The 24,127-nt window shown below is 60.4% G+C and carries 26 protein-coding genes and 2 other annotated features; of the genes, 13 read left to right on the top strand and 13 right to left on the bottom strand.

Translation table 11 applies throughout. The annotated features are described in order from the left end of the window. Positions 1-26: 26 nt before the first annotated feature. On the bottom strand, positions 27-1,055 hold the full coding sequence (locus KPHS_24170; protein YP_005226717.1) for a DNA-binding transcriptional repressor MalI: 1,029 nt from the start codon (positions 1,053-1,055) through the stop codon (positions 27-29). Between the two features lie 172 nt (positions 1,056-1,227). Here KPHS_24170 and KPHS_24160 point away from each other — a divergent pair, with 172 nt between their 5' ends. Next, positions 1,228-2,820, top strand: coding sequence for a PTS system maltose and glucose-specific transporter subunit IICB (locus tag KPHS_24160; protein ID YP_005226716.1), 1,593 nt, complete (start codon positions 1,228-1,230; stop codon positions 2,818-2,820). A 51-nt stretch (positions 2,821-2,871) separates the two neighbouring features. Next, entirely contained in the window at positions 2,872-4,044 is a 1,173-nt protein-coding gene (locus tag KPHS_24150; RefSeq protein YP_005226715.1) for a bifunctional PLP-dependent beta-cystathionase, repressor of maltose regulon through interaction with MalT, read from the top strand. 13 nt (positions 4,045-4,057) lie between these two features. On the opposite strand, the gene KPHS_24140 is transcribed toward KPHS_24150, so the two are convergent. Beyond that, entirely contained in the window at positions 4,058-5,086 is a 1,029-nt protein-coding gene (locus tag KPHS_24140; protein YP_005226714.1) for a putative Mg2+ and Co2+ transporter, read from the bottom strand. Positions 5,087-5,397: 311 nt separating this feature from the next. Between KPHS_24140 and KPHS_24130 the strand changes: the two genes are divergently transcribed. Next, on the top strand, positions 5,398-5,601 hold the full coding sequence (locus KPHS_24130) for a putative selenium delivery protein YdfZ (protein YP_005226713.1): 204 nt from the start codon (positions 5,398-5,400) through the stop codon (positions 5,599-5,601). A 69-nt stretch (positions 5,602-5,670) separates the two neighbouring features. Here KPHS_24130 and KPHS_24120 read toward each other — a convergent pair whose 3' ends face one another. After that, entirely contained in the window at positions 5,671-6,150 is a 480-nt protein-coding gene (locus KPHS_24120; RefSeq protein YP_005226712.1) for a hypothetical protein, read from the bottom strand. Positions 6,151-6,386: 236 nt separating this feature from the next. On the opposite strand from KPHS_24120, the gene KPHS_24110 reads away from it, so the two are divergent. The 4 genes from KPHS_24110 to KPHS_24080 all read left to right on the top strand — a co-directional run bounded on the left by KPHS_24110 (position 6,387) and on the right by KPHS_24080 (position 8,925). Continuing rightward, positions 6,387-6,740: a DUF1304 domain-containing protein gene (locus KPHS_24110; protein ID YP_005226711.1), complete on the top strand. Its 354-nt coding sequence runs from the start codon at positions 6,387-6,389 to the stop codon at positions 6,738-6,740. A 103-nt stretch (positions 6,741-6,843) separates the two neighbouring features. Beyond that, positions 6,844-8,052, top strand: coding sequence for a paral putative membrane component of transport system (locus KPHS_24100; protein ID YP_005226710.1), 1,209 nt, complete (start codon positions 6,844-6,846; stop codon positions 8,050-8,052). Next, positions 8,049-8,282 (top strand): sulfurtransferase-like selenium metabolism protein YedF, encoded by a 234-nt coding sequence (locus tag KPHS_24090; protein YP_005226709.1) that lies wholly within the window; start codon positions 8,049-8,051, stop codon positions 8,280-8,282. The genes KPHS_24100 and KPHS_24090 overlap by 4 nt, the downstream gene beginning before the upstream one ends. 250 nt (positions 8,283-8,532) lie before the next feature. Then, the gene (locus KPHS_24080; protein YP_005226708.1) at positions 8,533-8,925 is read left to right on the top strand and encodes a DUF1398 domain-containing protein; all 393 of its coding nucleotides are present in this window, start codon (positions 8,533-8,535) and stop codon (positions 8,923-8,925) included. Between the two features lie 34 nt (positions 8,926-8,959). Here KPHS_24080 and KPHS_24070 read toward each other — a convergent pair whose 3' ends face one another. Beyond that, positions 8,960-9,118 (bottom strand): YqaE family transport protein, encoded by a 159-nt coding sequence (locus tag KPHS_24070; protein YP_005226707.1) that lies wholly within the window; start codon positions 9,116-9,118, stop codon positions 8,960-8,962. 282 nt (positions 9,119-9,400) lie between these two features. Here KPHS_24070 and KPHS_24060 point away from each other — a divergent pair, with 282 nt between their 5' ends. Further along, complete coding sequence (locus KPHS_24060) at positions 9,401-10,399, top strand: glyceraldehyde-3-phosphate dehydrogenase (RefSeq protein YP_005226706.1); 999 nt, start codon at positions 9,401-9,403, stop codon at positions 10,397-10,399. Positions 10,400-10,447: 48 nt separating this feature from the next. Here the strand turns inward: KPHS_24060 and KPHS_24050 are convergent, their stop codons facing one another. Both KPHS_24050 and KPHS_24040 read right to left on the bottom strand, forming a co-directional pair. Beyond that, positions 10,448-11,479 carry an aldA, aldehyde dehydrogenase A gene (locus tag KPHS_24050; RefSeq protein YP_005226705.1) on the bottom strand — a complete coding sequence of 344 codons (1,032 nt, stop codon included), beginning with the start codon at positions 11,477-11,479 and terminating at the stop codon, positions 10,448-10,450. Continuing rightward, positions 10,448-11,888, bottom strand: a sequence feature (potential frameshift: common BLAST hit: gi|238894516|ref|YP_002919250.1| aldehyde dehydrogenase A). Its footprint overlaps the gene before it by 1,032 nt. Then, positions 11,469-11,888, bottom strand: coding sequence for an NAD-linked aldehyde dehydrogenase A (locus KPHS_24040; protein ID YP_005226704.1), 420 nt, complete (start codon positions 11,886-11,888; stop codon positions 11,469-11,471). It overlaps the preceding feature by 420 nt. The genes KPHS_24050 and KPHS_24040 overlap by 11 nt, the downstream gene beginning before the upstream one ends. Between KPHS_24040 and KPHS_24030 the strand changes: the two genes are divergently transcribed. Beyond that, on the top strand, positions 11,887-12,024 hold the full coding sequence (locus tag KPHS_24030; protein YP_005226703.1) for a hypothetical protein: 138 nt from the start codon (positions 11,887-11,889) through the stop codon (positions 12,022-12,024). The two genes, KPHS_24040 and KPHS_24030, sit on opposite strands and share 2 nt — an antisense overlap. A gap of 61 nt (positions 12,025-12,085) precedes the next feature. Here the strand turns inward: KPHS_24030 and KPHS_24020 are convergent, their stop codons facing one another. Next, a complete protein-coding gene (locus KPHS_24020) occupies positions 12,086-12,886 on the bottom strand; it encodes a YdcF family protein (protein YP_005226702.1) in 801 nt (266 codons plus the stop codon). Positions 12,887-13,267: 381 nt separating this feature from the next. On the opposite strand from KPHS_24020, the gene KPHS_24010 reads away from it, so the two are divergent. After that, entirely contained in the window at positions 13,268-14,590 is a 1,323-nt protein-coding gene (locus KPHS_24010; protein ID YP_005226701.1) for a shikimate and dehydroshikimate transport protein, read from the top strand. A 204-nt stretch (positions 14,591-14,794) separates the two neighbouring features. Here the strand turns inward: KPHS_24010 and KPHS_24000 are convergent, their stop codons facing one another. Genes KPHS_24000 through KPHS_23950 form a run of 6 tightly spaced genes read right to left on the bottom strand, consistent with a single transcriptional unit; the run spans position 14,795 to position 22,306 of the window. Then, entirely contained in the window at positions 14,795-16,225 is a 1,431-nt protein-coding gene (locus KPHS_24000; RefSeq protein ID YP_005226700.1) for a D-alanine/D-serine/glycine transport protein, read from the bottom strand. A 9-nt stretch (positions 16,226-16,234) separates the two neighbouring features. After that, entirely contained in the window at positions 16,235-17,230 is a 996-nt protein-coding gene (locus KPHS_23990) for a succinylglutamate desuccinylase (RefSeq protein YP_005226699.1), read from the bottom strand. A 10-nt stretch (positions 17,231-17,240) separates the two neighbouring features. Beyond that, positions 17,241-18,581 carry a putative succinylarginine dihydrolase gene (locus KPHS_23980; protein YP_005226698.1) on the bottom strand — a complete coding sequence of 447 codons (1,341 nt, stop codon included), beginning with the start codon at positions 18,579-18,581 and terminating at the stop codon, positions 17,241-17,243. A 21-nt stretch (positions 18,582-18,602) separates the two neighbouring features. Then, the gene (locus tag KPHS_23970) at positions 18,603-20,069 is read right to left on the bottom strand and encodes a succinylglutamic semialdehyde dehydrogenase (RefSeq protein ID YP_005226697.1); all 1,467 of its coding nucleotides are present in this window, start codon (positions 20,067-20,069) and stop codon (positions 18,603-18,605) included. After that, entirely contained in the window at positions 20,060-21,082 is a 1,023-nt protein-coding gene (locus KPHS_23960; RefSeq protein ID YP_005226696.1) for an arginine succinyltransferase, read from the bottom strand. Before KPHS_23960 ends, KPHS_23970 begins: the two co-directional genes overlap by 10 nt. A gap of 18 nt (positions 21,083-21,100) precedes the next feature. Beyond that, positions 21,101-22,306 carry a bifunctional succinylornithine transaminase/acetylornithine transaminase gene (locus KPHS_23950; protein YP_005226695.1) on the bottom strand — a complete coding sequence of 402 codons (1,206 nt, stop codon included), beginning with the start codon at positions 22,304-22,306 and terminating at the stop codon, positions 21,101-21,103. A gap of 168 nt (positions 22,307-22,474) precedes the next feature. On the opposite strand from KPHS_23950, the gene KPHS_23940 reads away from it, so the two are divergent. The 3 genes from KPHS_23940 (at position 22,475) to KPHS_23920 (ending at position 24,107) form a co-directional block, all read left to right on the top strand. Beyond that, positions 22,475-22,621 (top strand): hypothetical protein, encoded by a 147-nt coding sequence (locus tag KPHS_23940; protein YP_005226694.1) that lies wholly within the window; start codon positions 22,475-22,477, stop codon positions 22,619-22,621. A gap of 212 nt (positions 22,622-22,833) precedes the next feature. Continuing rightward, positions 22,834-23,724 carry a putative glutamate dehydrogenase gene (locus tag KPHS_23930; RefSeq protein ID YP_005226693.1) on the top strand — a complete coding sequence of 297 codons (891 nt, stop codon included), beginning with the start codon at positions 22,834-22,836 and terminating at the stop codon, positions 23,722-23,724. After that, positions 22,834-24,107, top strand: a sequence feature (potential frameshift: common BLAST hit: gi|238894504|ref|YP_002919238.1| putative glutamic dehyrogenase-like protein). (Overlaps the previous gene by 891 nt.) Then, positions 23,712-24,107 carry a glutamate dehydrogenase gene (locus KPHS_23920; RefSeq protein ID YP_005226692.1) on the top strand — a complete coding sequence of 132 codons (396 nt, stop codon included), beginning with the start codon at positions 23,712-23,714 and terminating at the stop codon, positions 24,105-24,107. (Overlaps the previous feature by 396 nt.) Before KPHS_23930 ends, KPHS_23920 begins: the two co-directional genes overlap by 13 nt. Positions 24,108-24,127 lie beyond the last annotated feature (20 nt).

The following is a 24,127-nucleotide window of genomic DNA, read 5'->3' as shown; positions in this document are numbered from 1 at the left end:
GAGACGGCCAGCGCGCGCCGTCTCCCTCATTTTCGCGTCACCAGCCGCGGGGGCATAATCTGGTTTCGCGTCTCGCCAGTCCCCTCTTCCAGCCGCCGCAGCATCGAATCCGCCAGGCTTTTCCCCATCTCCCGCGCCGGGGTGGTCACCCAGGTGAGAGGCAGGTCGTCGAGGGCGGCCTCCGGCACGTCGGCAAACGCCGCCAGCGCCACCCGCTGCTCAAAGTAGCTCTCGACGCCATCTTCCCCGCTCTGTCTTCCAGCCCGTAACAGACCGAACCACGCGCCGGTGGCTACCACGTTGTTGTAGCACAGCACCGCGGTGATGGTCGGATTCTGGCGCAGCAGGCCGGTCATCGCCTCCGCCGCCTGCTTCTGACTGGACTCGCACTCCAGCACCCATTCGCTGTGAAACGGCAGGCCGTATTTCAGCAAGGTGGCGCAATAGCCGCCGACCCGCTCGGCGCGCGTCAGCGAAGCACTCTGCCCGCCGAGCCAGGCGATCCGCTGATGGCCGCGGCGGATAAGATGCTCCGTCACCAGCTGCGCCGCCTGCATGTTGTCCGGGCGGATCAGGTCGACATCGTCAAGATAGCTGGCGCGGGAAGCAAACACCAGCGGCACCCCCGCCTCCGCCGCACGCTCGCGCAGCTCGCTCCCGCGGTCGATCGCCCCGGCGATAATCACCCCGTCCACCCCCTGCGCCGCCAGCGTATCAAACCGCTGGGCCATCTTTTCGCCGCTGCGGCCTCCCTGGGTGAGAAATACCATTTTCCCCTGCCTCTCCAGGGCATCGGTGAGGCCGGCGGTTAATTCAGCATAAAACGGTTTTGACAGGTCGCTGACGATAAGGCCAATCACGCCGCTCTGCCCACCGCGCAGCGAGGCCGCCTGACGATTGCGCACAAATCCCAGCTGTTCGATAGCCTGATTAACCCGCTCGCCGGTGGCGCTGGAGATGCGCCCTTTGCCGCTCAGCACCAGCGAAACGGTGCTCACGGAGACGCCGGCAGCCAGCGCCACATCATTGATGGTGATCTTTTTTGCGATTGCCATAACCTGCTGGCTGACTCCCTTGCCTGTCGATAAATCGTTTTATCATTGTGCGATCTTTATAAACCTTATTATCGCTTGAATATGTGATTTTTATCGCACTAAAAAGTGATAAAACGTTTTATCTTGCCGTGGCGTTAGTTCTCCCGACCACTTATGAATCAGGAACCGTGCTATGACGGCGAAAACAGCACCAAAAATCACCTTATGGGAATTTTTCCAGCAGCTGGGAAAAACCTTCATGCTGCCCGTAGCGTTGCTCTCGTTTTGCGGGATCATGTTGGGGATCGGCAGCTCGCTAAGCAGTCACGACGTTTTGACTCTGCTGCCGTGGCTGGATATGCCGCTGCTGCAGGCCATCTTTATCTGGATGAGCAAGGTCGGCTCCTTTGCCTTCAGCTTCCTGCCGGTCATGTTCTGTATCGCCATCCCGCTGGGTCTGGCGCGAGAGAACAAAGGCGTCGCCGCCTTCGCCGGCTTCGTTGGCTACGCGGTCATGAACCTGGCGGTCAACTTCTGGCTGACCGCGAAGGGTATTCTGCCCACCACCGACGCCGCGATCCTGAAGGCCAACAATATCCAGAACATTATCGGCATTCCGTCAATCGATACCGGGATCCTCGGGGCGGTGATCGCCGGAATTATCGTCTGGCTGCTGCATGAACGCTTCCATAACATTCGCCTGCCGGACGCCCTGGCCTTCTTCGGCGGCACCCGCTTCGTGCCGATCGTCACCACCGTGGTGCTGGGGCTGGTCGGGCTGGCGATCCCGCTGGTGTGGCCAGTCTTCGCCATGGGGATCAACGCCCTCGGGAAGATGATCAACAGCGCCGGGGATTTTGGGCCGATGATCTTCGGCACCGGCGAGCGACTGCTGCTGCCGTTTGGCCTGCACCATATTCTGGTGGCGCTGATCCGCTTTACCGAAGCCGGCGGCACCCTCGACGTCTGCGGCCACAGCGTCAGCGGCGCGCTGACCATCTTCCAGGCGCAGCTGAGCTGTCCGACGACCCACGGCTTCGCCGAAAGCGCCACCCGTTTCCTGTCGCAGGGTAAAATGCCGGCATTCCTCGGCGGCCTGCCGGGAGCCGCGCTGGCGATGTACCACTGCGCCCGTCCGGAAAACCGACATAAAATTAAAGGCCTGCTGATCTCCGGGGTCATCGCCTGCGTGGTCGGCGGCACCACCGAGCCGCTGGAGTTCTTGTTCTTGTTTGTCGCGCCGGTCCTGTATGTCATCCACGCGCTGCTGACCGGTCTCGGCTTTACCATCATGGCGGTGCTCGGGGTAACCATCGGCAACACCGACGGCAATATCATCGACTTCGTGGTGTTTGGCATTCTGCATGGCCTGGCCACCAAGTGGTATCTGGTGCCGGTGGTGGCGGCTATCTGGTTCGCGGTCTACTATGCCATCTTCCGCTTCGCCATCACCCGCTTCAATCTGAAAACGCCGGGCCGCGACATCGACACTGCCGCCAGCGTGGAGAAAGCCGTCGCCGGTACCATCGGCAAATCCGGGTATAACGTACCGGCGATTCTGGCGGCGCTCGGCGGCGCAGAGAACATTGTTTCGCTGGATAACTGCATTACCCGTCTGCGCCTGTCGGTGCACGATATGAGCAAAGTGGACGCCGCCGCGCTGAAAGCCCATCGCGCCATCGGGGTGGTACAGCTCAACCAGCATAATCTGCAGGTGGTTATTGGCCCGCAGGTACAGTCGGTAAAAGATGAGATGGCCACGCTGATGAATACCGTGCAGGCCTGATCCCACTAGTCCCCCTCCGCTACGGAGGGGGCGCTCGCTAAGGAAGCTCCAATGTTTGATTTTGCCACCCCTATCGATCGCCACGGCACCTGGTGCACGCAATGGGACTATGTCGCCGACCGGTTTGGCGCCGCCGATCTGCTGCCGTTCACTATTTCCGATATGGATTTCGCCACCGCGCCCTGTATTCTCGACGCCGTTAGCCAGCGGCTGGCCCACGGGGTGTTCGGCTACAGCCGCTGGCGCAACGAGGCGTTTCTCGGGGCGATTGCCCACTGGTACGCCAGCCGCTTTAACAGCGACATCGATCCGCAATCTGTGGTCTACGGACCCTCGGTTATCTATATGGTGGCGGAAACCATCCGCCAGTGGTCGAAAGAAGGCGACGGCGTCGTGGTCCACACCCCTGCCTACGATGCGTTCTATAACACCATCACCGCTAACCGGCGGCGGATTGCCCCGGTGCCATTGATCCTGAAGGATAATCGGTGGCGCTGCGATATGGACCGCCTGGAGGCGGCGCTGGCGGAGCCAAAGAATACCCTGCTGCTGCTGTGCAGCCCGCACAACCCAACGGGGAAAGTCTGGCGTCGCGAGGAGCTGGAGACCATGGCGGCCCTGTGTCAAAAACATGGCGTCAGGGTGATTAGCGACGAAATTCATATGGACATGACCTGGGGCGAACACCGCCATATCCCGTGGAGCGAGGTCGCTCAGGGACCATGGGCGCTGTTCACCTCCGGTTCGAAGAGCTTCAATATTCCGGCCTTTACCGGGGCCTACGGCTTTATGCCCGAAGAGAACGAGCGCGACAGCTACCTGCAGGCGCTAAAGGGTCGCGACGGGCTCTCTTCCCCTTCCGTGCCGGCGCTGGTCGCCCATATCGCCGCCTACCGCGACGGGGCTCCCTGGCTCGATGCCCTGCGCGACTACCTGCAGGCGAATATGCGCTATGTCGCCGACACGCTCAACAACGCCTTCCCCGCGCTCTGCTGGCAGCCGCCGGAGGCCACCTACCTGGCATGGATCGACCTGCGCCCGCTCAACGTTGACGATCGCGCGCTACAGCAGGCGCTGATCGCCGAACAGAAGGTGGCGATTATGCCGGGTTATACCTATGGTCCTGAGGGCAACGGCTTTCTGCGTCTCAACGTCGGCTGCCCGCGCGAGAAGCTGGAACGCGGTGTCGAAGGACTGATTGCCGCCCTGCGCAGCCTCAGCTGATTCGACGCGCAATCTACAGGTCATCGCGCCGGCGAAACGCCAGGTAACCGGCGCCGAGGGTAAAGACAGCGACAATCACCACCAGCAGGATAAACCCGTGGTGGTTGCTTGCCAGCGGGATCCCACCGACGTTCATGCCGAAGAAACCGGCGACGATGTTAATCGGCAGCGCGAGGACGGTGATCACCGTCAGGGTATAGAGGGTGCGATTGCTCTGCTCCAGCTGGCGGGCGCCAATCTCCTCCTGCAGCAGACTGATGCGCTCGATCAGGCCCGACAGATCGTTAAGCACCACGCTAAACTCTTCGGTGAACTGACGAAACGCCTGCACCACCGCGCGATCCATCCACGCCGGCGGCCGGTTAAGCAGCCGGAACATCGCCGCCGGCTCCGGCGCCAGCAACCGCTGGAAGCGTAAAAGCATCCGCCGTAGCCGCGCCAGATCGGCCCGGTTGCGCTGCACGTGATTGCTCAGAAGACGCTCTTCAATAAGGTCAACATGGCGGCTGGCCTGGCGGACGACCTGCTCCAGCACCTCCTCCTGCTCCTCCAGCAGAAAGGCCAGCAGCTCAGTAGACGTGTTCACCCTGAGCGTCTGCAAGCGCGGCAGCATCCATTCGATAAACCGCAACGGTTTGAAGCGCGCCGTCACCACCAGCCTGGGGCTACAGTAGAGCCACAGCGTGGCGGTTTCCGCGCTGGTATCCTGCGGACGAAACAGCACATCGTTAAGCACAGCGAACAGATTTTCCCCCTGTCGCTCAATGCGGGTGGTGTGCGAGCCGCTGCGGATCTCCTCGAAGAAAAAATCGGCCACCGGAAAGTGGCTGGTTAACCATTTCTCGGCGGTGGCATGATTAAGATTCAGGTGTAACCAGATAAACGCCTTGTCATCGGCGAGCGCCTGATAGCGGGCGCAGACCTCGCCAGAGGCGATCGGCTGCGGGGGGCGCTGTTCATGAAACAAATAGCCATGCACCAGGCCGGAAACTTCACTATCAAAATCGGGCTTTAACATCTTCGCGGTGACGTCTTGATTCATGGCTCCCTCAGGACAGGCACTGGCACCGTTGATGCCCGAATAGTGCCATCTTTCGCTATTTTCCGCGGGCTGGCAAGGTTAATAATCTGGTCATAAAACAGTAACCTGGCTGACATATGACGGCCAGTATCACGCTTCATCCCCTCGCCGCGCAGGCGATGCGATGGAAGCGAACAGAAGGTCTTCTTGCCTTTATGCTCAGGTGGTTATTAAAATAAATTTGATTATCCTCAAAACTTTTTTAGGCAGAAAGCGGTATTAATTTGCGCGCTTAATCATTGCTTTCACCCAGGTTTATTGAGGAGGAGACCATGAAAACCTATGACCGTAATCGTAACGCTATTGCTACCGGCAGCATGGTAATGATCGCCGGTAACGGGACGACGGGCGTGATTAAAGCTATCCATGGCGAGGGGAAAACCGCTGAGCAGTTGCGCCGGGCGGACTGCGTTGAAATCGACGGCTGCGAGGGCCGCTTCTGCCCGTTGGATCTGATCCGTCTCGGCTTCCATTAATTCCCGCCGCCAGGTCGTTAGTATCAGGCCACCTGTGGTGGCCTGCTCTTTTCCCGGGAAATAAAGCGTCTAGCGAAAGCTCCACTGAACACTCATCACAAAGATCGCCGGCACAATAATGCCGCCTTCCACACCGAAATAATCGGTGAAATTATATTGCAGGCCATGATAGAGGTAGGGCGAAAAACCGATGCCGGTGATTTTTTTGGCGGTGCGGTAGGTGCCGGAATCCCCACAGTGGCTGAAGGCATCAAAGAAAAATTCCCCGGTATAGGCATACACCCCTTTCAGTACCCAGCCGGTATCGTTTTTCAGCCAGTCGCGGCGCACGCCGAGGGTCAGGCAACGATCGTCAAAGCTGTTTTTCATCGTTCCGACCAGCACGCTGTATTTTGAATCCTGAGAAAACTTGCGCTCCACCGAGAAAAAGTTGTTATTGAAATGTTCGTTATATTGTCCGTGGTTACCCGTCATATGATAGACATAGGAACCGGTATTCATCGAGTAGAGGCTTAATTCCCCGGCCTGCGCCGACGGCATGGCAACCATTAGTAGCCCTGATAACAAAATCCATAATTTATTTACCATTCAGTAACCTATGCCATACCCGTAAAAAGAACCCGGCATGCTAGCACCGCTTAGCTAAACCAAGGGGCAATCAGATAAACCGACGCTCTTCGCGGCGGGAAAATATGACGCTATCTGCACTATAGCAGTCGTCCTCTCGCCTGGTGAGCGCCTGCGGTTATACTTGAGAAACATTCCCCTAATCGTTAAGGACCGCTGTGTTAGCCACTCTCCTCGTTGCGCTGGTCGCTATTATTCATCTCGCCATCCTGGTGCTGGAGATGTTTCTCTGGGAAGCCCCCGCCGGGCGCCGGGCCTTTAACCTCAGCGCCGATTTCGCCCGGCAGACCCGGGTGCTGGCGGCCAACCAGGGCTTGTATAACGGCTTTCTGGCCGCCGGCCTGGCATGGGGGCTGTGGCTGGGGGCGCCGGGTGTGCAGGTGGTTATCTTTTTCCTGGCCTGCGTGCTGGCCGCCGGGATTTTCGGCGCGCTGACCGCCAGCCGCAAAATTCTCTATATTCAGGCGCTGCCCGCGCTGCTGGCGCTGGTTGCCGTGCTGACGCAAGCGTAGGGGCTTGATCCAAAACAGAGAAAGCAGGCGCTAAGGCGGGTACTATTTGCCCCCTTTGGTCGGTCATCGACCGTTAATACCTTCTGAGTTCAGAGGCATTTTTATGACATGGCAATCCTTCAAACAGGCCTGGCTTATCCGGTTCTGGTCTCCTGTCCCGGCGGTCATTGCCGCGGGCATTCTCTCTACCTACTATTTTGGCATCACCGGCACCTTCTGGGCGGTGACCGGCGAATTCACCCGCTGGGGTGGTCAGCTGCTGCAGCTGCTGGGCGTCCACAGCGAACAGTGGGGCTATTACCAGCTGATACATCTCGAAGGGTCGCCGCTGACCCGCATCGATGGCAGGATGATCATCGGCATGTTCGGCGGCTGCCTGGCCGCCGCGCTGTGGGCGAATAACGTCAAACTGCGCTTGCCACGCAGCCGGATCCGCATTGCGCAGGCCGTGGCGGGCGGCATCATCGCCGGGTTCGGCGCACGGCTGGCGATGGGCTGCAACCTGGCGGCCTTCTTCACCGGCATTCCGCAGTTCTCCCTGCACGCCTGGCTGTTTGCCATCGCCACCGCCATCGGCTCCTGGTTTGGCGCCCGCTTCACGCTGCTGCCCCTTTTTCGCATCCCGGTAAAAATGCAAAAAGTGTCCGCCGCCTCGCCGTTAACCCAAAAACCGCAGCAGGCGCGCCGCCGCTTCCGCCTGGGGATGGTGGTCTTTTTCGCCATGATCGGCTGGGGCCTGCTTACCGCCGCAGACCACCCGGCGCTGGGCCTGGCGATGCTGTTCGGTATTGGCTTTGGTCTGCTTATCGAGCGCGCGCAGATCTGCTTTACCTCCGCCTTTCGCGATATGTGGATCACCGGCCGGACGGTGATGGCGAAGGCGATTATCTTCGGCATGGCGGCGAGCGCCATCGGTATCTTCAGCTATGTGCAATTGGGGATGGCGCCGAAAATTATGTGGGCCGGTCCTAATGCGGCGATTGGCGGGCTACTATTTGGCTTTGGCATCGTGCTGGCCGGCGGCTGTGAGACCGGCTGGATGTACCGGGCGGTGGAGGGCCAGGTTCACTACTGGTGGGTTGGGCTGGGCAACGTCATCGGCTCAACGCTGCTCGCCTGGTGCTGGGACGATATCGCCGCCCCCCTCGCCACCCACTGGCAGAAAGTCAACCTGCTGAACGCCTTCGGTCCCTTTGGCGGACTACTGGCCACCTATCTACTGCTGCTGATCGCCCTGCTGCTGGTGATCGCCTGGGAGAGACATTTTTTCCGCCGCCAGGCGGCGGTCCGGACCGTGAAGGAGAGCGCATGAAAAACATCATCCCTGATTATCGCCTGGATATGGTCGGCGAACCCTGCCCGTATCCGGCGGTCGCTACCCTGGAGGCAATGCCTTCCCTGCAAAAAGGCGAGATCCTAGAAGTGGTCAGCGACTGTCCGCAGTCGATCAATAACATTCCGCTTGATGCAAGGAACCACGGCTACACGGTGCTGGATATTCAACAGGATGGCCCAACCATTCGCTATTTGATTCAGAAGTAGCGCCGTTTTCCCGCCGGCGGCCTTCCCCGCCGGCGCTTGTCTCCTCGTTCCCGCCTCGCCGTTCGCTTACGCATCGCTGACCAGGTAGCCAAACGATTGCAATAGATTGTAACACTTGAAACCGTGTTCCAGTTACGCAATAACCATTAATATAACGCACCTATATTATTAAAATGCGAATAAGTTATTTAGTGAATGGTTTCTGCCGCTATCGGCCAAAGCCGCACACAGCGACACGATAAGGATCGAAATGGAACTGCTGGTCAGGCTGGGTCATTTTTTTGAGCAAGCGCGTTCTGACGCCGACTATGCCACCTTCGCCAATGAACTGCGTCGGCATAAGGTCTCCTACTACATCTATTTTGTTTCCACCGGCAATATGAATTTCGTAATGGCAAACGACGAGGTGGTCTCGGTAAAAAGCGCCCGCGGGCTGCTGCGCGTTCGCGCTGAGGCCAGCCATTGTCTGACCAGGGCCGCCGTTATCCGCCACTTTGCCCGGGCCATTAACTTTGAACAGTACTGCCGGGATCTCGCCAGCGCCGGGGTGTTTAAGTGGATCGTCGATCTGGAAGAGGAGACCCGGCACTACTGGTCGAAGGATAATACGCTGTTATATAAAGAGTGCCTGATGCCCCCCTGAACCGGTCTCAGGGGGAGGCGGCGAGGGTCAGCCTTTAATCGCGGGTCTGCACCCAAAAGGCGTGGATCAGGCCAGGAATATAGCCCAGCAGGGTCAAAATGATATTGAGAATAAACGCCCAGCCGAAGCCTTTTCCCAGCAGCACACCCAGCGGCGGCAGAATGATAGTGAAAACGATTCTCCAGAATCCCATAACCTCTCCCTTCGTCTAACGTCAATTTTTTACTAAGCTATTCAATAGTTAAGCATAGACGCTTTTCGTCGTTTCGCCAGCAGGCAGCCCCCTCATCTCTGGTAACAAAAATCATTCCCTGCCGTCACGGGCAAAAAAGACCGGGAAAACATTCACTTTTCCCCTCTCCGGCCCGCAGGCCCTGGCATAGCGCACAGATTGTCAGTTGACCAATCAGGGGGACAGGGCTAAGCCTGGAGGAGTTTCATCACATCGAGTCGTTTTACCAACCGGAGAATATCCATGAGTAAACTTGGGATTAATGGATTTGGTCGTATCGGACGTCTGGTGTTACGTCGTTTATTAGAAGTCGACAGCAGCCTGGAAGTGGTGGCTATCAACGACCTCACTTCGCCAAAGGTGCTGGCCTACCTGTTGAAGCATGATTCAAACTACGGCCCCTTCCCGTGGAGCGTCGACTTTACCGAAGATGCGCTGATCGTCAACGGCAAAACCATTACGGTGTATGCCGAAAAAGAGGCGCAGCATATTCCATGGCAGGCGGCAGGCGCCGAGGTGATTGTGGAGTGTACCGGGTTCTACACCTCGGCCGAGAAATCGCAAGCCCATCTCCAGGCCGGCGCGCGCAAAGTGCTGATTTCCGCCCCCGCCGGCGAGATGAAAACCATCGTCTACAACGTCAACGATGACACCCTGACCCCGGATGACACCATCATCTCCGTGGCCTCCTGCACCACCAACTGCCTGGCGCCGATGGCCAAAGTTCTGCAGGATGCCTTCGGCATCACCGTAGGCACCATGACCACCATCCACGCCTATACCGGCACCCAGTCGCTGGTGGACGGGCCGCGCGGAAAAGATCTGCGCGCCTCCAGGGCGGCGGCGGAAAACGTTATCCCGCACACTACCGGCGCGGCAAAAGCCATTGGCCTGGTGATCCCTGCCCTGAGCGGTAAGCTGAAAGGCCATGCCCAGCGCGTACCGACCAAAACCGGCTCAGTGACGGAGCTGGTATCGGTGCTGGAGAAAAAGGTGACTGCGGATGAGGTCAATCAGGCGATGAGGCAGGCGGCTGAGGGCAATGAATCCTTTGGTTACACCGAAGAGGAGATCGTCTCTTCCGATATCATCGGCAGCCATTTCGGTTCGATCTACGATGCTACCCAGCTGGAGATTGTGGAGGCCGGCGGCGTACAGCTGGTGAAAACCGTCGCCTGGTACGATAACGAATACGGCTTTGTCACCCAACTGATCCGCGTGCTGGAGAAATTTGCCCGCTAAGTGAACGGCGGACAGCCTGCGCTGTCCGCCGGTTCTGTGTGGAGTGCCTCAGGCCTGCAGATAGACCACCTGGGTCTGCAGGTACTCATTCAGGCCGTGGCGGCCATCTGCCCCGCCGATCCCCGACTTACGCCAGCCGGCGTGGAACCCCTGCATCGCCTCAAAGTTCTCACGGTTGATGTAGGTTTCGCCAAACTTCAGTCCCTTAATCGCTTTCATCGCCACGTTCAGATCGCGGGTATAGATTGAGGAGGTCAGGCCATAATCGCTGTCATTGGCCATCGCCAGCGCCTCATCGAGGGTCGAAAAGGCCACCACCGGCAGCACCGGACCGAAGGTTTCCTCATGGATAATGTCCATCTCCTGACGTACATCCAGCAGCAGGGTCGGCGGATAAAAATAGCCTTTGCCCTCCAGCGGCTGACCGCCCAGCGCCACCCGCGCCCCCTGCGCCACCGCCTTCGCCACTTTGCCCGCCACCTGGTCCCGCGCCGCCGCGTTGATCAGCGGCCCCATCGCGATGTCATCCCGCGTCGCCGGGTCGCCAAACTGCACGGCCTTCATCGCCTCGCCGAGGCGGTTGACGAAGCGGTCGTAAATGCCCTGCTGAACATAGACCCGCTCGACGCAGTTACACACCTGCCCGGTGTTAATCACCCGCGAGTCCACCACCGCTTTCACCGCCAGCTCCAGATCCGCATCGTCCATCACAATGGCAGGCGCTTTGCCGCCGAGCTCGAGGCACACTTTGGTGATATTTTTCGCCGCAGCGGCCATAATTTTTTCTCCCGCCGCCACGCTGCCGGTCATGCTGACCATCGCCACCTTCGGATTGCCGGCCAGCTCCTGGCCAACGGTTTCTCCGCGGCCAAGCACAAGGTTAAAGACCCCTTTCGGCAACCCAACCTGATGGACAATCTCGGCAAAGGCGATGGCATTATTGGGCGTAAATTCGCTGGGCTTAATGACAATGGTATTTCCAGTGATGAGAGCCGGCGCCAGCTTGCGGGCGATAAGAAAGAACGGGAAGTTCCACGGCAGGATCCCGGTGGTCACCCCCAGCGCGCGTTTAAAAGACAAGGATATTCTCCCCCGGGCGATCGCTCTGCACGATCTCACCTTCGTAACGGCGCGCCCATTCTGCCATATAGTCGAGATAGTCCGCGGTGAACGCAACCTCCACCGCCGCCAGCTGCTGGATCTTGCCGCCTTCAGCGACAATCAGCCCGGCGATCTCGTCGGCACGCTGGCGGATACCGGCGGCAATTTTGCGCAGCCAGCCCGCACGCTCAATGGCCGGCAGCGCTTCCCAGCCGGGCTGGGCGCGCTCGGCGGCGTCAATCGCCAGCCGCGCCTCTTCGGCAGTCCCGTCCGGGATCCGCGACAGCAGCGCTTCGGTCGCCGGGTTAAGCACGTCGATCCAGCCGTCGCCGCGACCGGAAACGAACTGGCCATCAATATACATCGGGTGTTGAACGGGTGCTGTCATGGCTGCTCCTGTGGTGCATTTGTATTTAACAGGTGATTTTTTTGTTAAATATCGGGCGGATAAGCCGCTGTTCGGCAGCACATTGACGCTGTTCTGTGAGCTGATTCATAAAACCGGGCCAAAAATGCCCGCTTGAGGTTACATTCCAATAACACAAATTGCCCGTTTGCGATAAATCTGCCGCAAACGGGCAGTTTTCAGCCGAGGGTGCGGGCCTGCAGCGCCCCGGCAAGCTGGGCGTCCTCCCGCAGCTGTCGCCAGGCATCGATGATCTCCGGCGGGAAGGTGACGTGGCTGATGAAGTCTTTCCCCCGCGGACCGTATCCTTCAGGCGTATCCTGCAGGCGCGGCAGCTCGCCCAGCAGCAGCGCCAGGTAGCGGGCGACCGGCCACAGCCCCGCCCCGCCGCCCGCGAACCCCAGTTGACCATCGGTCTGCTCCAGCACCGGCGAGCAGCCGGGAAAGCTCAGCCACTGTGGCGGCGTCGTCACCCCCTGCCAGACGCGGGCGAAGGTGGCCATGGTTCGCCGCTGCATGGTGGGGTCCTGAATGACGATCCCGCGACGATGAGGGATCCCCCCGTTCTCCAGCGTGGTCCGGGTAAAACGGGCGTTCTCGCCGCAGTTGGTCGACTGGTCCTCCACCACCAGCCGCGAGCGCGGAATTTGCCAGTAGTCATGAGCAATATCGGCCAGAACATGCGCTTCCGGACGCCCCACCACCGGCAACATACGGTAACGGGTATCCTGGCGCACCGCCTCGTAGAGATAGTTCGTAGAATGTCCCACGCCGCCGCTGATCAGCAGCGGGACTTCCCGTTCCGCCGCCAGCCGGCAGGCGGCGTCGATGGTCGGGATCACGGCGTTGCCGGCCAGCACCACCACGTCCACCTGCGGCAGCGCGGGTAGCATCGCCAGATCGTCCTGCGCCAGCCAGGCGCCGACCTGGTTAGCCGCCGCCAGCGTCGCCGCCGACAGCCGGGGAAATTGTTCTGCCATTCTGTCTCCTTAATTCCCTCTCAGCCGATCGGAGAGGATGCTTTCGCCATCATAAACGCCGCCTCGCGGGAGGCAAAGCGGCGTTAATTTGTAACCATTTTGAAATAACAAGAAACATCTAAAAACAGGCGGGTTGCACCTGAACAACTCACTATGAAAATAACAAAAAACAGCAAAATCAGGTGGAAAATAAAAAATAGCGTCGCGGTTACACCACGCCAAACCTCGCCATGTCGCCCAGTTTGCCAGCGATGAACTTGCCAATTGTAACCTTCAACCCTAAGTTGCTTAACAATTACACAACCTTTTTCACACCAGGTTGCACCCTGTTTACACAGAGTGACACCTGACCTATTTACCGTGGCGGGAGAACGTTTCGTAATGAGCAATCCACAAGACAACACTGCATCCATTCTGCAGAAAAACAAGAAGGTACTGATCGCGAGCCTGACAGGCAGCGCCATCGAATGGTTCGATTATTTTCTCTATGGCACCGCCGCCGCGCTGGTGTTCAACAAAATCTTCTTTCCGATGGTCGACCCGGTTATCGGCCTGATCCTCTCCTGGCTCTCCTTCTCGCTGACGTTTTTTATCCGCCCCATCGGCGGCGTGATTTTCGCCCATATCGGCGATCGCATCGGCCGCAAGAAGACGCTGGTGCTGACCCTGTCGCTGATGGGCAGCGCAACGGTGGCGATCGGCCTGCTGCCCACCTACGAGATGGTGGGCCTCTGGGCGCCGGCCCTGCTGATTACTCTGCGCATTATTCAGGGCATGGGTATCGGCGGCGAATGGGGCGGCGCGCTGCTGGCCTATGAATACGCGCCGGAAAAGCGGAAAGGCTTTTTCGGCAGCATTCCCCAGGCCGGGGTGACCATCGGCATGTTGATGGCAACATTTATCGTCTCGCTGATGACGCTGTTCGATGAGGCGCAGTTTCTCGCCTGGGGCTGGCGCATACCGTTCCTGCTCAGCTCCGTCCTCGTTTTTCTCGGCCTGTGGATCCGCAAAGATATCGACGAAACGCCCGCCTTTAAGCAGGTGAAAAAATCCGGCCAGGTGGCGAAGGCCCCGCTGCGCGATACGCTCAAGCACCACTGGCGGGAAGTGCTGATCGCCGCCGGCCTGAAAGTGGTGGAGACCGCCCCCTTCTATATCTTCTCCACCTTTGTGGTCAGCTACGCCACCACCACCCTGAGCTATCAGAAGTCGCAGGCGCTGGAATCCGTGACCCTGGGCGCGCTGGTGGCCACCGTGATGATCCCGCTGATGGGGCTGCTGTCAGACAAGGTGGGTCGGCAAAAGATGTACACCCTGAGCGTGGTGCTGCTGGGGCTGTTTATCGTCCCGTGGTTCCTGCTGCTCGACACCGGCACCGGCTGGGGCATCATGCTGGCGACGATCGTTGCCTTCGGCATCCTGTGGGCGCCGGTAACCGCGGTGCTCGGCACCCTGTGCTCTGAGATTTTCAGCGCCAATGTGCGCTATACCGGGATCACCCTCGGCTACCAGCTGGGCGCCGCGCTGGCCGGGGGCACCGCGCCGCTTATCGCCACCGGTCTGCTGGCGAAATATGACGGTGACTGGCGGCCGGTGGCCATTTATCTGGGCGTTACGGTGGCGATTTCGCTGCTGGCGATATTCTGCGCCAGCCGGATGAAGTCCGCGCTGGGCACGGCCCCCTCCCGGGCGGAAAGCGCCTGACCGCCGCCCGCCAGGGCTACTACGGCGCCGACTATCCCGCCCGGCGGCGCTGCGCTTGCGCGGGCCTGGGGGGATCGCGCCGCGGGGGAAACCGCTTATCCCAGGTCCGGTAAGCATGGGCCCGGTAAGGCGCCAGCCGCCACCGGGCACAAACAGGCGTCAAGTCTTCCCCCCTGCTTAGCCGGCCGCCAGGACCGGCGGGTGTCAGGCGCTCTGGTTGTCCAGCTGAAGCTGCCCCTCGCGCCGCTGCTTCAGCTTCCAGAAGCCCCACAGCGCGATAAACCACAGCGGAGAAGCCAACAGCGCCAGCAGCGTGTCCGGGTCAAAGATCATGATGAAGATAGCGAACGCGAAGAACAGCAGGCTCACCCAGCTCATCACCACCCCGGCGGGCATCTTAAAGATCGACCCGGCGTGCAGGTCCGGACGCTGACGGCGGTAAACCAGATAGGCCACGAGGATCATCCCCCAGCTGAACACCACCATAATCGCCGCCAGGGTCGAGACGATGGTGAACAGGGTCATCACGTTCGGCACCAGAAACAGCAACAGCGTGCCGATCAGCATGCAGAAGCAGGAGAACAGCAGGCTGCGCACCGGAATGCGGGTACTGCGCGACAGGATACGAAACTGCCAGTGCGCATGCTTCTCCACCGACAGGCCGTACAGCATGCGGGTGCTGGAGAAGACCCCGCTGTTGGCCGAGGACATCGCCGAGGTCAGCGCCACAAAGTTAATCACCGCCGCGGCGGCAGGCAGCCCGGCCTTGGCGAACAGCGTCACGAAGGGGCTGGTCTCCGCCGACACCCCCGGCCACGAGGCGACAGCGATGATCACCACCATCGACAGCAGATAGAAGATGATAATCCGCAGCGGCAGAGCATTGATCGCCTTGGGCAAAATGCGCTGCGGATCGCGGGTCTCCGCCGTCATGGTGCCCAGCAGCTCAATGCCGGTAAAGGAGAAGATCGCTATCTGGAAGCCGGCGAAAAAGCCGGTGATGCCGTGGGGCATAAAGGCCGTCGGGTCGGTGAGATGGCTGAGGGAGGCCGTCACGCCGTCCGGGGAGGTCCAGCCGGTGGCAATCATCCAGCCGCCGGTGCCGATCAGGGCGATAATGGTGATCACCTTGATCAGGGCGAACCAGAACTCCGCCTCGCCGAACATTTTCACCGACAGCAGGTTAAGCAGGAACAGAATCGCCAGCATGCTGAGGGCCGGCATCCACGCCGACAGTTCCGGGAACCAGTACTGCATATAGCTCCCGCAGACCACTACGTCGGCGATACAGGTCACCACCCAGCTTAGCCAGTAGGTCCAGCCGAGGTAAAAGCTGGCCTGCGGCCCGAGATACTCGCCGACAAAGTCGGCAAACGAGCGGTAGTCATGGCGGGTGAGCAGCAGCTCGCCCATCGCCCGCATCACCATATAGGTAAAGAACCCGACCAGCACATAGATAACCAGGATCGAGGTGCCGGCGACGGCGATGTTGCGCCCCGCCCCCATAAACAGCCCGGTGCCGATGGCGCCCCCGAGGGCAATCATCTGGATATGGCGGGCGCTGAGCCCGCGCTTAAGCTGTGACGCGCCTTCACCTCCGGCGGCAGGTGACGCCTGATGTTGATGTTCAGTCATGGTGTTTCCTCAGGCTGGTTGCGGGAGACGAAGGGCAGCGGCGCGGAGCAACAGCCCGGCGCGCTGGCCGGTGGCGACCCCGGCGTTGGGAAAGAGGATATAGGGGGCCCGGGCCTGCACCACCCAACGTTTCTCTGCCTGGCGGGCGATCTCATACCCTGCCGGGAGCGCGGTGAAGTTTTCAACGTCTGCCGCGAGATTAAGCGTAAATTCCCCCTCGCGCTTGATGATGCTCTCCTCGACCAGGAAGTAGTCCACCGGCGCTTTGTCGCGCGGCGGCAGCGGCGCGTCAGCGATCCAGGCCCGGATCGCCGCGTCGGCGGCGGCGAACAGGCTGAGATCGTTGGCGCCGAACGGCATCACTTTCCCCAGCTCCAGGGTGGCGCTTTGCGCGGCGAACTTTTCGCAGGTGAAATGGGTGAAGGTGCCGCCCGCTTCGGTATGGCGCACGACGGCGTCCATCCCGCTGGCCTGCAGCAGCTGATAGAAATCGGGCGAAAAATCCCCGGCGTGGGCCGGGAGCAGCGCAAACTGGCGATACAGCGATCCGCGAATGGCGGTGTGCATATCGAGATGACCACGGTTGACCGGCCCCGCCGTATCGGCGGCGCGATAAAAAGCCTGCACCGCCTGCTCCAGCGCAAAAGCCCGCCGCGACTCATTTCCCGGGGTGACCGCCAGATGGCGGCCGCCGAACAGGCGATTCAGGTCGTTATGCAGATAGCGGCGCGCGGCGCGGATCGCCGGCAGATTACCAAAGACGATCAGCAGCGCCTGCGTGAGCGGCTGCCGCCCCTGGCTCAGATCGTGGGTTAGCTGCAGCAGCAGTTCAATCGGCGCGGTCTCATTGCCATGCACGCCGGCGGAGAGGATCGTCGCCTGGCGCCACGGCGCCGTCGGCAGCAGCTGTAAAATGCCCTCGCCCAGCCAGCGGGCCTCGATGCCCGCCGGAAAGGTCCACGCCTGCAGGCGGCAGTGCAGTAAATCGTTAACCAGGTGCTCCATCTGCCGCTCCTTAACGCTGAAAATCATAGACCGCGCCCAGGCGCAGGATCTGCGTCAGCTCATCCAGCGCCTGATAAACCTCGCGCAGCAGCTGCGGGTCCGCCAGATCGCGGGCATGCAGCCGGTCGCGATAGTGTTTTTCCACCCATGCCGTCAGCTGCTGATAACGTTCGTCGTTCATCAGGCTATGGGCGTTGACCGCCTGGCGCTCCGCCTCGTTGAGCACCACCCGCAGCCGCAGACAGGCCGGGCCGCCGCCGTTGCGCATGCTTTCCCGCAGGTCAAAGACCGCCACTTCATCGATCGGCGATGCGCTATCGGCGGCGAGATCGCTGAGATAGCGCCAGACGTTTTCCCGCTGGCGGCACTCCTCCGGCACCACGATCAGCATCTTGCCGTCTGGTTTGCTCAGCAGCTGGCTGTTGAACAGGTAAGAGGCTACGGCGTCGTCGAGCGAAACCCGCTCGTCCGGCACTTCCACGCTGGTGAACGGGATATCCAGACTGTCGCTTTTAGCCCGCAGCGTGGTCAGCACCGCCGCCTGATCGACAAACGCCTGCTGATGGTGAAACAGCACATGGCGATTGCTGACTGCAATGACGTCGTTATGAAACACGCCGCGATCGATAGCCTGCGGCGCCTGCTGGGCAAACACCGTGTAGCGCGGATCCAGCTGATGCAGGCGGGCCACCGCTTCGCTGGCCTCGAGGGTCTGCCGCGCCGGATACTTCACCGGGGCGATACCGCCGCTGGCGCGTCGACCATAGACGAAAAACTGCACCCCCTGCCGGTCATATTCCCGGCAGAAGCGGTTATGGTTGGCCGCCCCTTCATCGCCGAGGTCGCCATGCTGCGGCAGCGCCGCATGGTGGGCAAAGTAGCGCGGATCGGCGAACGTGGCGCCAAGGATCGCCGAGGTGGTGGGCGCCTCATGCATACGGTGCAGCTTATTGTTCAGGTTGGCGACGGTGAAATGGACTTTGCCATCGGCGCTGTCCGCCGACGGTGAGACGGTCGCCGCGTTGGCGGTCCACATCGACGAGGCGGAGCTGAAGGCGGAGAGCAGCTGCGGCGCCGCGTGGGCCGCCTGCCGGATAACCTGCTCATCGCTGCCCTGGAAACCCACTTCACGCAGCAGACGCAGATTCGGCCGCGGCTGCGGCGGCAGAATGCCCTGCACGAAGCCGCGATCGGCCAGGGCTTTCATTTTATACAGCCCCTGCAGCGCCGCCTGTTTAGGGTTAGAGAGACCATCGCGGTTATTTTGCGAGGCTTCATTGCCGACGGAGAGTCCGGCGTAGTGGTGCGTCGGGCCGACCAGGCCATCAAAGTTTGCTTCAAAACCAGACATATGTCCTCACAGGATCCGTTATCAGAATGGCAGGCCCGGCGATACCGTCGCCGGAAGCGTCAGCGTATCGCTGACCAGAGAGGCCATCGGCCAGGCACAGTAATCGGCGGCATACCACGCTGCCGCGCGATGGTTGCCGGAGGCGCCCACCCCGCCAAACGGCGCTTTACTCGATGCGCCGGTCAGCGGCTTGTTCCAGTTGACGATCCCGGCTCGCGCCTCGTCCGCCAGCTGATCAAACTGCGCCGCATCGCTGGAGATCAGCCCGACGGCCAGGCCATAGCGGGTCTGATTGGCGAGGCGAATCGCCTCCGGGAAGCCGTCGTAACGGATAATCGTCAGCAGCGGGCCAAAGTACTCTTCATCCGGCACCTCAATACCGGTGACGTCGACGATCCCCGGGGTCAGCACCGTGGAGCGCGGGTCAGGCTGGCGCATGCGCAGCAGCACCTTGCCGCCGAGCCCCTCCAGTTTTTGCTGCGCCGCCAGCATGTTCTGCGCAGCGTCGAGAGAGATCACCCCGCCCATAAACGGCGCCGGCTGATCATCCCACTTGCCGGCGCGGATCTGCGCGCTGGCCTCTACCAGCCGCTGCAGCAGCGCATCCCCCTGCTCGCCGCGCGGCACGATCAGCCGGCGCGCGCAGGTGCAGCGCTGCCCGGCAGAGATAAACGCCGACTGGATAATCACATGCAGCGCCGCATCGATATCGGCCGCGTCGGCGACGATCAGTGCGTTGTTGCCGCCCATCTCGAGGGCCAGCATCTTCTCCGGCTGGCCGCCGAAGTAGCGATGGAAGTGGAAACCGGCCGCCGCGCTGCCGGTGAACAGCACGCCGTCGATATCACGATTTTCCAGCAGCGCCTGGCCGGTGGCTTTTCCGCCCTGCAGCAGGTTGATCGCCCCGTCGGGGATGCCCGCCTGCTGCCACAGCTGGACGGTCATTTCAGCGGTAGCCGGCGTCAGCTCGCTGGGTTTAAACACAATGGTGTTCCCGGCGATCAGCGCCGGAATGATATGTCCGTTGGGCAGGTGGCCCGGGAAGTTGTAGGGGCCAAAGACCGCCATCACGCCGTGCGGTTTGTGGCGCAGCAGCGCTTTACCGTCCGGCAGCGTCGACTCATGAAAGCCCGTCCGCTGGTGATAGGCTTCGATGGAGATCGCGGCCTTGCCGATCATCGCCTGCACTTCGGTGCGGGTCTCCCACAGCGGCTTGCTGGTCTCGCGGGAAATCAGGGTCGCCAGCGCCTCTTTATGCGTCTCCAGCAGCGCAGCAAAACGCTGTACGACGTCAATACGCTCGGCCAGCGGCCGGTGCGACCAGGGATAAAACGCCGCGCGCGCCGCGGCGCAGGCCGCCTGGACGTCGTCAGCCCCCGCGCTGGCCGCCTGCCACAGCAGCGACTGATCCTCCGGGGCCAGTTTGCTCATCGTTGCGCCGCTGCCTGGCAGCCACTGCCCGGCTATAAACTGTGCTTTTACCGCCATGATCTGTTGTCCTCTGGATTCAGGGTTACCGTATAAACGCGGTCGGTTTCACTGACCTGCAGCGCGTCCAGCGCGGCGCTGTCAAGCGAGACCTGCTCTTCGTGGGCCACCAGCAGCGCCCGAAAGTTGTCGAATTGACCGTTGGCGACGAGGGTCGGCGCCGGCAGGTCGCCCATCAGCTGCCGGACAGGCAGGCGCTGGCTGTCGCGCACGGCGCGGATCTGATCGGTGTCCGCCTCCAGCACCGGACCGGCATCGAAAATATCCACCGAGCCGCGCCAGCTGAAACCCTCTTTCTCGAGGATCGCCCGCGCCGGGGCGGTATTGGGATGCACCTGACCGATGACCCCGCGGGCCGCTTCCGGCAGCAGTGAGATATAGATCGGGTACGCCGGCATCAGTTCGGCAATAAAGGTTTTCATGCCGGTGCCGGTCAGCCGGTCGGCATCGGCGAACGGGATGTCGAAGAAATGATGGCCCAGCGCATCCCAGAACGGCGACTGTCCCTGCTCATCGCTGCAGCCGCGCAGTTCGGCAAACAGGTGCGGGGAGAACCACTCGCGAAAGGCGGCGATAAATAAAAAGCGCGCCTTGGAGAGCAGCAGACCATTGCGGTTGCGCTGATACGCCGGGTCGAGAAACAGCGTACACAGCTCACTATGCCCGGTGTGGTCATAGCTGAGATTAAGCAGCTCCTGGGGCTTATAGACTCCCAGCGCTTTCGAGGCGCGCACCGTTTTCTGAATGCGAAAATTGTAAAACGGCTCGTCCAGGCCCACTGCGACCTCAATGGCGCTCACCCCCACCACCCGCGCCAGCGCGGTGTCCTCCAGCACAAACAGGAAACCCTGCTGGCTGCGCGGCAGTTCGCCGGCGAAGGTCTCGATACTGCGCCGGATCCTGGCCGCCAGGCGCCCGACGTCATGCGGTAAAGAGGTCATGCCGACCCCCGCCCGCGCGGCGAGGCGGACGATGTCGTCGAGATCGTTTTCCCGTACGGGACGAAATAGCATCACAGGCCGTCCTCCCGGTTAGCGGGTTAAGCGGGCAACGGCGCGATCAAGGCGCACGAAGGCTTCCGCAATATCCGCCAGCGGGATATTGAGCGCCGGCGCGAAGCGCAGCACGTCCGGGCCGGCAATCAGGGCGATCAGCCCCTCTTCCGCCGCCAGGTTGGTCAACGTTTTGGCCTTGCCGCGCAGCGGCCCCGCCAGCTCAGCGCCGATCAGCAGACCGGTGCCGCGCACGGCGCTGAACGCATCGTAACGGGCAGAGATCGCATTCAACTGGTCAACGATCAGCGCATGGCGCTCGCCAACGCCCGCCAGCAGCGGCGCATCGAGATGGGCCAGCACGGCGTTAGCGACGGTTGCCGCCAGCGGGTTGCCGCCGAAGGTGGTGCCATGGGTGCCTGGCTGGAAGACCTGCGCCCAGGCCTCTTTCGCCAGCATCGCGCCGATCGGGAAGCCGCCCCCCAGCCCTTTGGCGCTGGTGAGAATGTCCGGGACGACGTTGTAATGCTGGTAGGCGTAGAGATGGCCGGTACGCCCGGCGCCGGTCTGCACCTCATCGAATATCAGGGTGGCATGATGGCGATTGCAGAGGGTACGCAGCGCCTGCAGGAACGCCGGGTCCGCCGGGATCACCCCGCCTTCGCCGATAATCGGCTCGACGATCACCGCGCAGGTGCGCGAGGAGATCGCCGCGGTGACCGCCTCGATATCGTTATAGGGCAGATGGGTAATGCCCTGCGGCAGCGGAGCATAATCGCTGGAATATTTCGGCTGGCCGCCAACGGAGACGGTGAACAGCGTGCGGCCGTGGAAGGCGTGGTTGAAGGCGATGATTTCGCTTTTTTCACCGCCAAACTTATCGTGGGCATATTTCCGCGCCAGCTTAAGGGCCGCCTCGTTGGCTTCGGCGCCGGAGTTGCAGAAAAACACCTTGTCGGCAAAGGTCGACTGCACGAGGGTTTTTGCCAGCTGCAGCACCGGCTCGTTGGTATAGCCATTGCCGATATGCCACAGTTTCGCCAGTTGATCCTGCAGGGCCTGAGCCAGCGCCGGGTGAGCATGGCCCAGGGCGTTCACTGCGATGCCGCCCGCCATATCGATATACTCTTTCCCCTGCTGGTCCCAGACGCGGGAGCCCGCCGCTCTGACCGGAATAAACGGCGCGGGGGCAAAACAGGGAACCAGGTAAGCGTCAAAATCTTCGCGAGTCATACTGCCTGACATAATTTATCTCCGGAACGTAAGACGACGGAAAACGCTCCCGTCGCGTTGGACAATCGACATTAACCCTGCCCCTCGGCTTATTTTGGGCACGAGCGCGCCCGCTGCGATGGTAAAAATATTCACCACAGAAAAATAAAGCCCTATTTTTTTACGGGTAATTGTTAATTCATGGTTAATGCCATGTTGTTGTGTGGGCTAATGCTGGCCTGTGAACAACAAGATTGTCAATACGGGCAAAAGCAATTTATTCACTTTTTTAAGATCATCAAGATAATGAAAAACATAGAAAAAATATTTTCTTATGCACTTAAGTGAATAAAAAGTGAATTAAAATGCACAGCTTGCGGGTGGTTGACGTGCGTAGTTATTCACTTAAAAAATAAAAAATCTAACAAAAATTTAAAAATCGGAATTGCCGTCAAATACCGCTTTATAAAATTGGTGATACCATTCATTGCACAGAGTTTACTGCTGTAGCTATTCCACGGTTTTACACGACATAAATAACACTGAGAAACAGGACTCTTATGGAAAAGTTATCTTACGCATCTGAAAGTAGTACATCTCCATGGACCACCTACCTGCGCCAGATCGACCGCGTCGCGCCTTATCTCGGCGATCTTGCCTACTGGGTGGAAACCCTGCGCCATCCGAAGCGCGCGCTGATCGTCGACATTCCTGTGCAAATGGACGACGGCACCATCCGCCACTTCGAGGGCTATCGCGTTCAGCACAATCTGTCGCGCGGACCGGGTAAAGGTGGTGTTCGCTACCATCCGGATGTCGATCTTAACGAAGTCATGGCACTTTCTGCCTGGATGACCATTAAGTGCGCCGCGGTCAATATTCCTTACGGCGGGGCCAAAGGCGGCATCCGCGTCGACCCCTTCTCCTTGTCGGAAGGTGAACTGGAGCGTCTGACCCGCCGTTACACCAGCGAAATCGGCATTATTATCGGGCCGCAGAAAGATATTCCGGCGCCGGACGTCGGCACCAATGGCAAAGTGATGGCATGGATGATGGACACTTACTCCATGAACCATGGCACCACCATCACCGGCGTGGTCACCGGCAAACCGATCCACCTCGGCGGCTCCCTCGGTCGTGAAAAAGCCACCGGACGCGGCGTGTTTGTCACCGGCCGGGAAGTTGCCCGTCGCGCCGGTATCGAAATTGAAGGCGCCAAAGTGGCGCTGCAGGGCTTTGGTAACGTCGGTAGCGAAGCGGCCCGCCTGTTCGCTGGCGTCGGCGCTCGTATCGTGGTTATTCAGGATCATACCGCGACCCTGTATAACGAAGGCGGAATCGATATGGCCGCCCTCACCGCCTGGCAGGCGGAGAAAAGCAGATTGCCGGTTTCCCGGGCGCCCAGGAGATCGATAAAGACGCCTTCTGGACCACCCCGATGGACATCCTGATCCCGGCGGCGCTGGAAGGGCAAATCACCCGCGAGCGCGCGGAGAAGCTGACCTGCAAACTGGTGCTGGAAGGGGCCAACGGCCCAACCTATCCGGAAGCGGACGACGTGCTGGCCGAGCGCGGCGTGATCGTGGTGCCGGACGTTATCTGCAACGCCGGCGGGGTGACCGTCAGCTACTTTGAGTGGGTACAGGACATGGCCAGCTTCTTCTGGAGCGAAGAGGAGATCAACGCCAAGATGGACCGCATTATGACCGACGCTATCGTGCACGTCTGGGATAAAGCCGCCGAGAAAGAGTGTACGCTGCGCACCGCCGCCTATATCGTGGCCTGCGAGCGCATCCTGATGGCGCGTAAAGACCGCGGCATCTACCCGGGCTGATCCCCATCAGCAACCGCATC

This window comes from Klebsiella pneumoniae subsp. pneumoniae HS11286, from assembly GCF_000240185.1.
In the GTDB taxonomy this organism is placed as follows: domain Bacteria; phylum Pseudomonadota; class Gammaproteobacteria; order Enterobacterales; family Enterobacteriaceae; genus Klebsiella; species Klebsiella pneumoniae.
The sequence above is the reverse complement of the archived record's forward strand: the minus strand, read 5'-3'. Positions and strand labels throughout refer to the sequence as shown.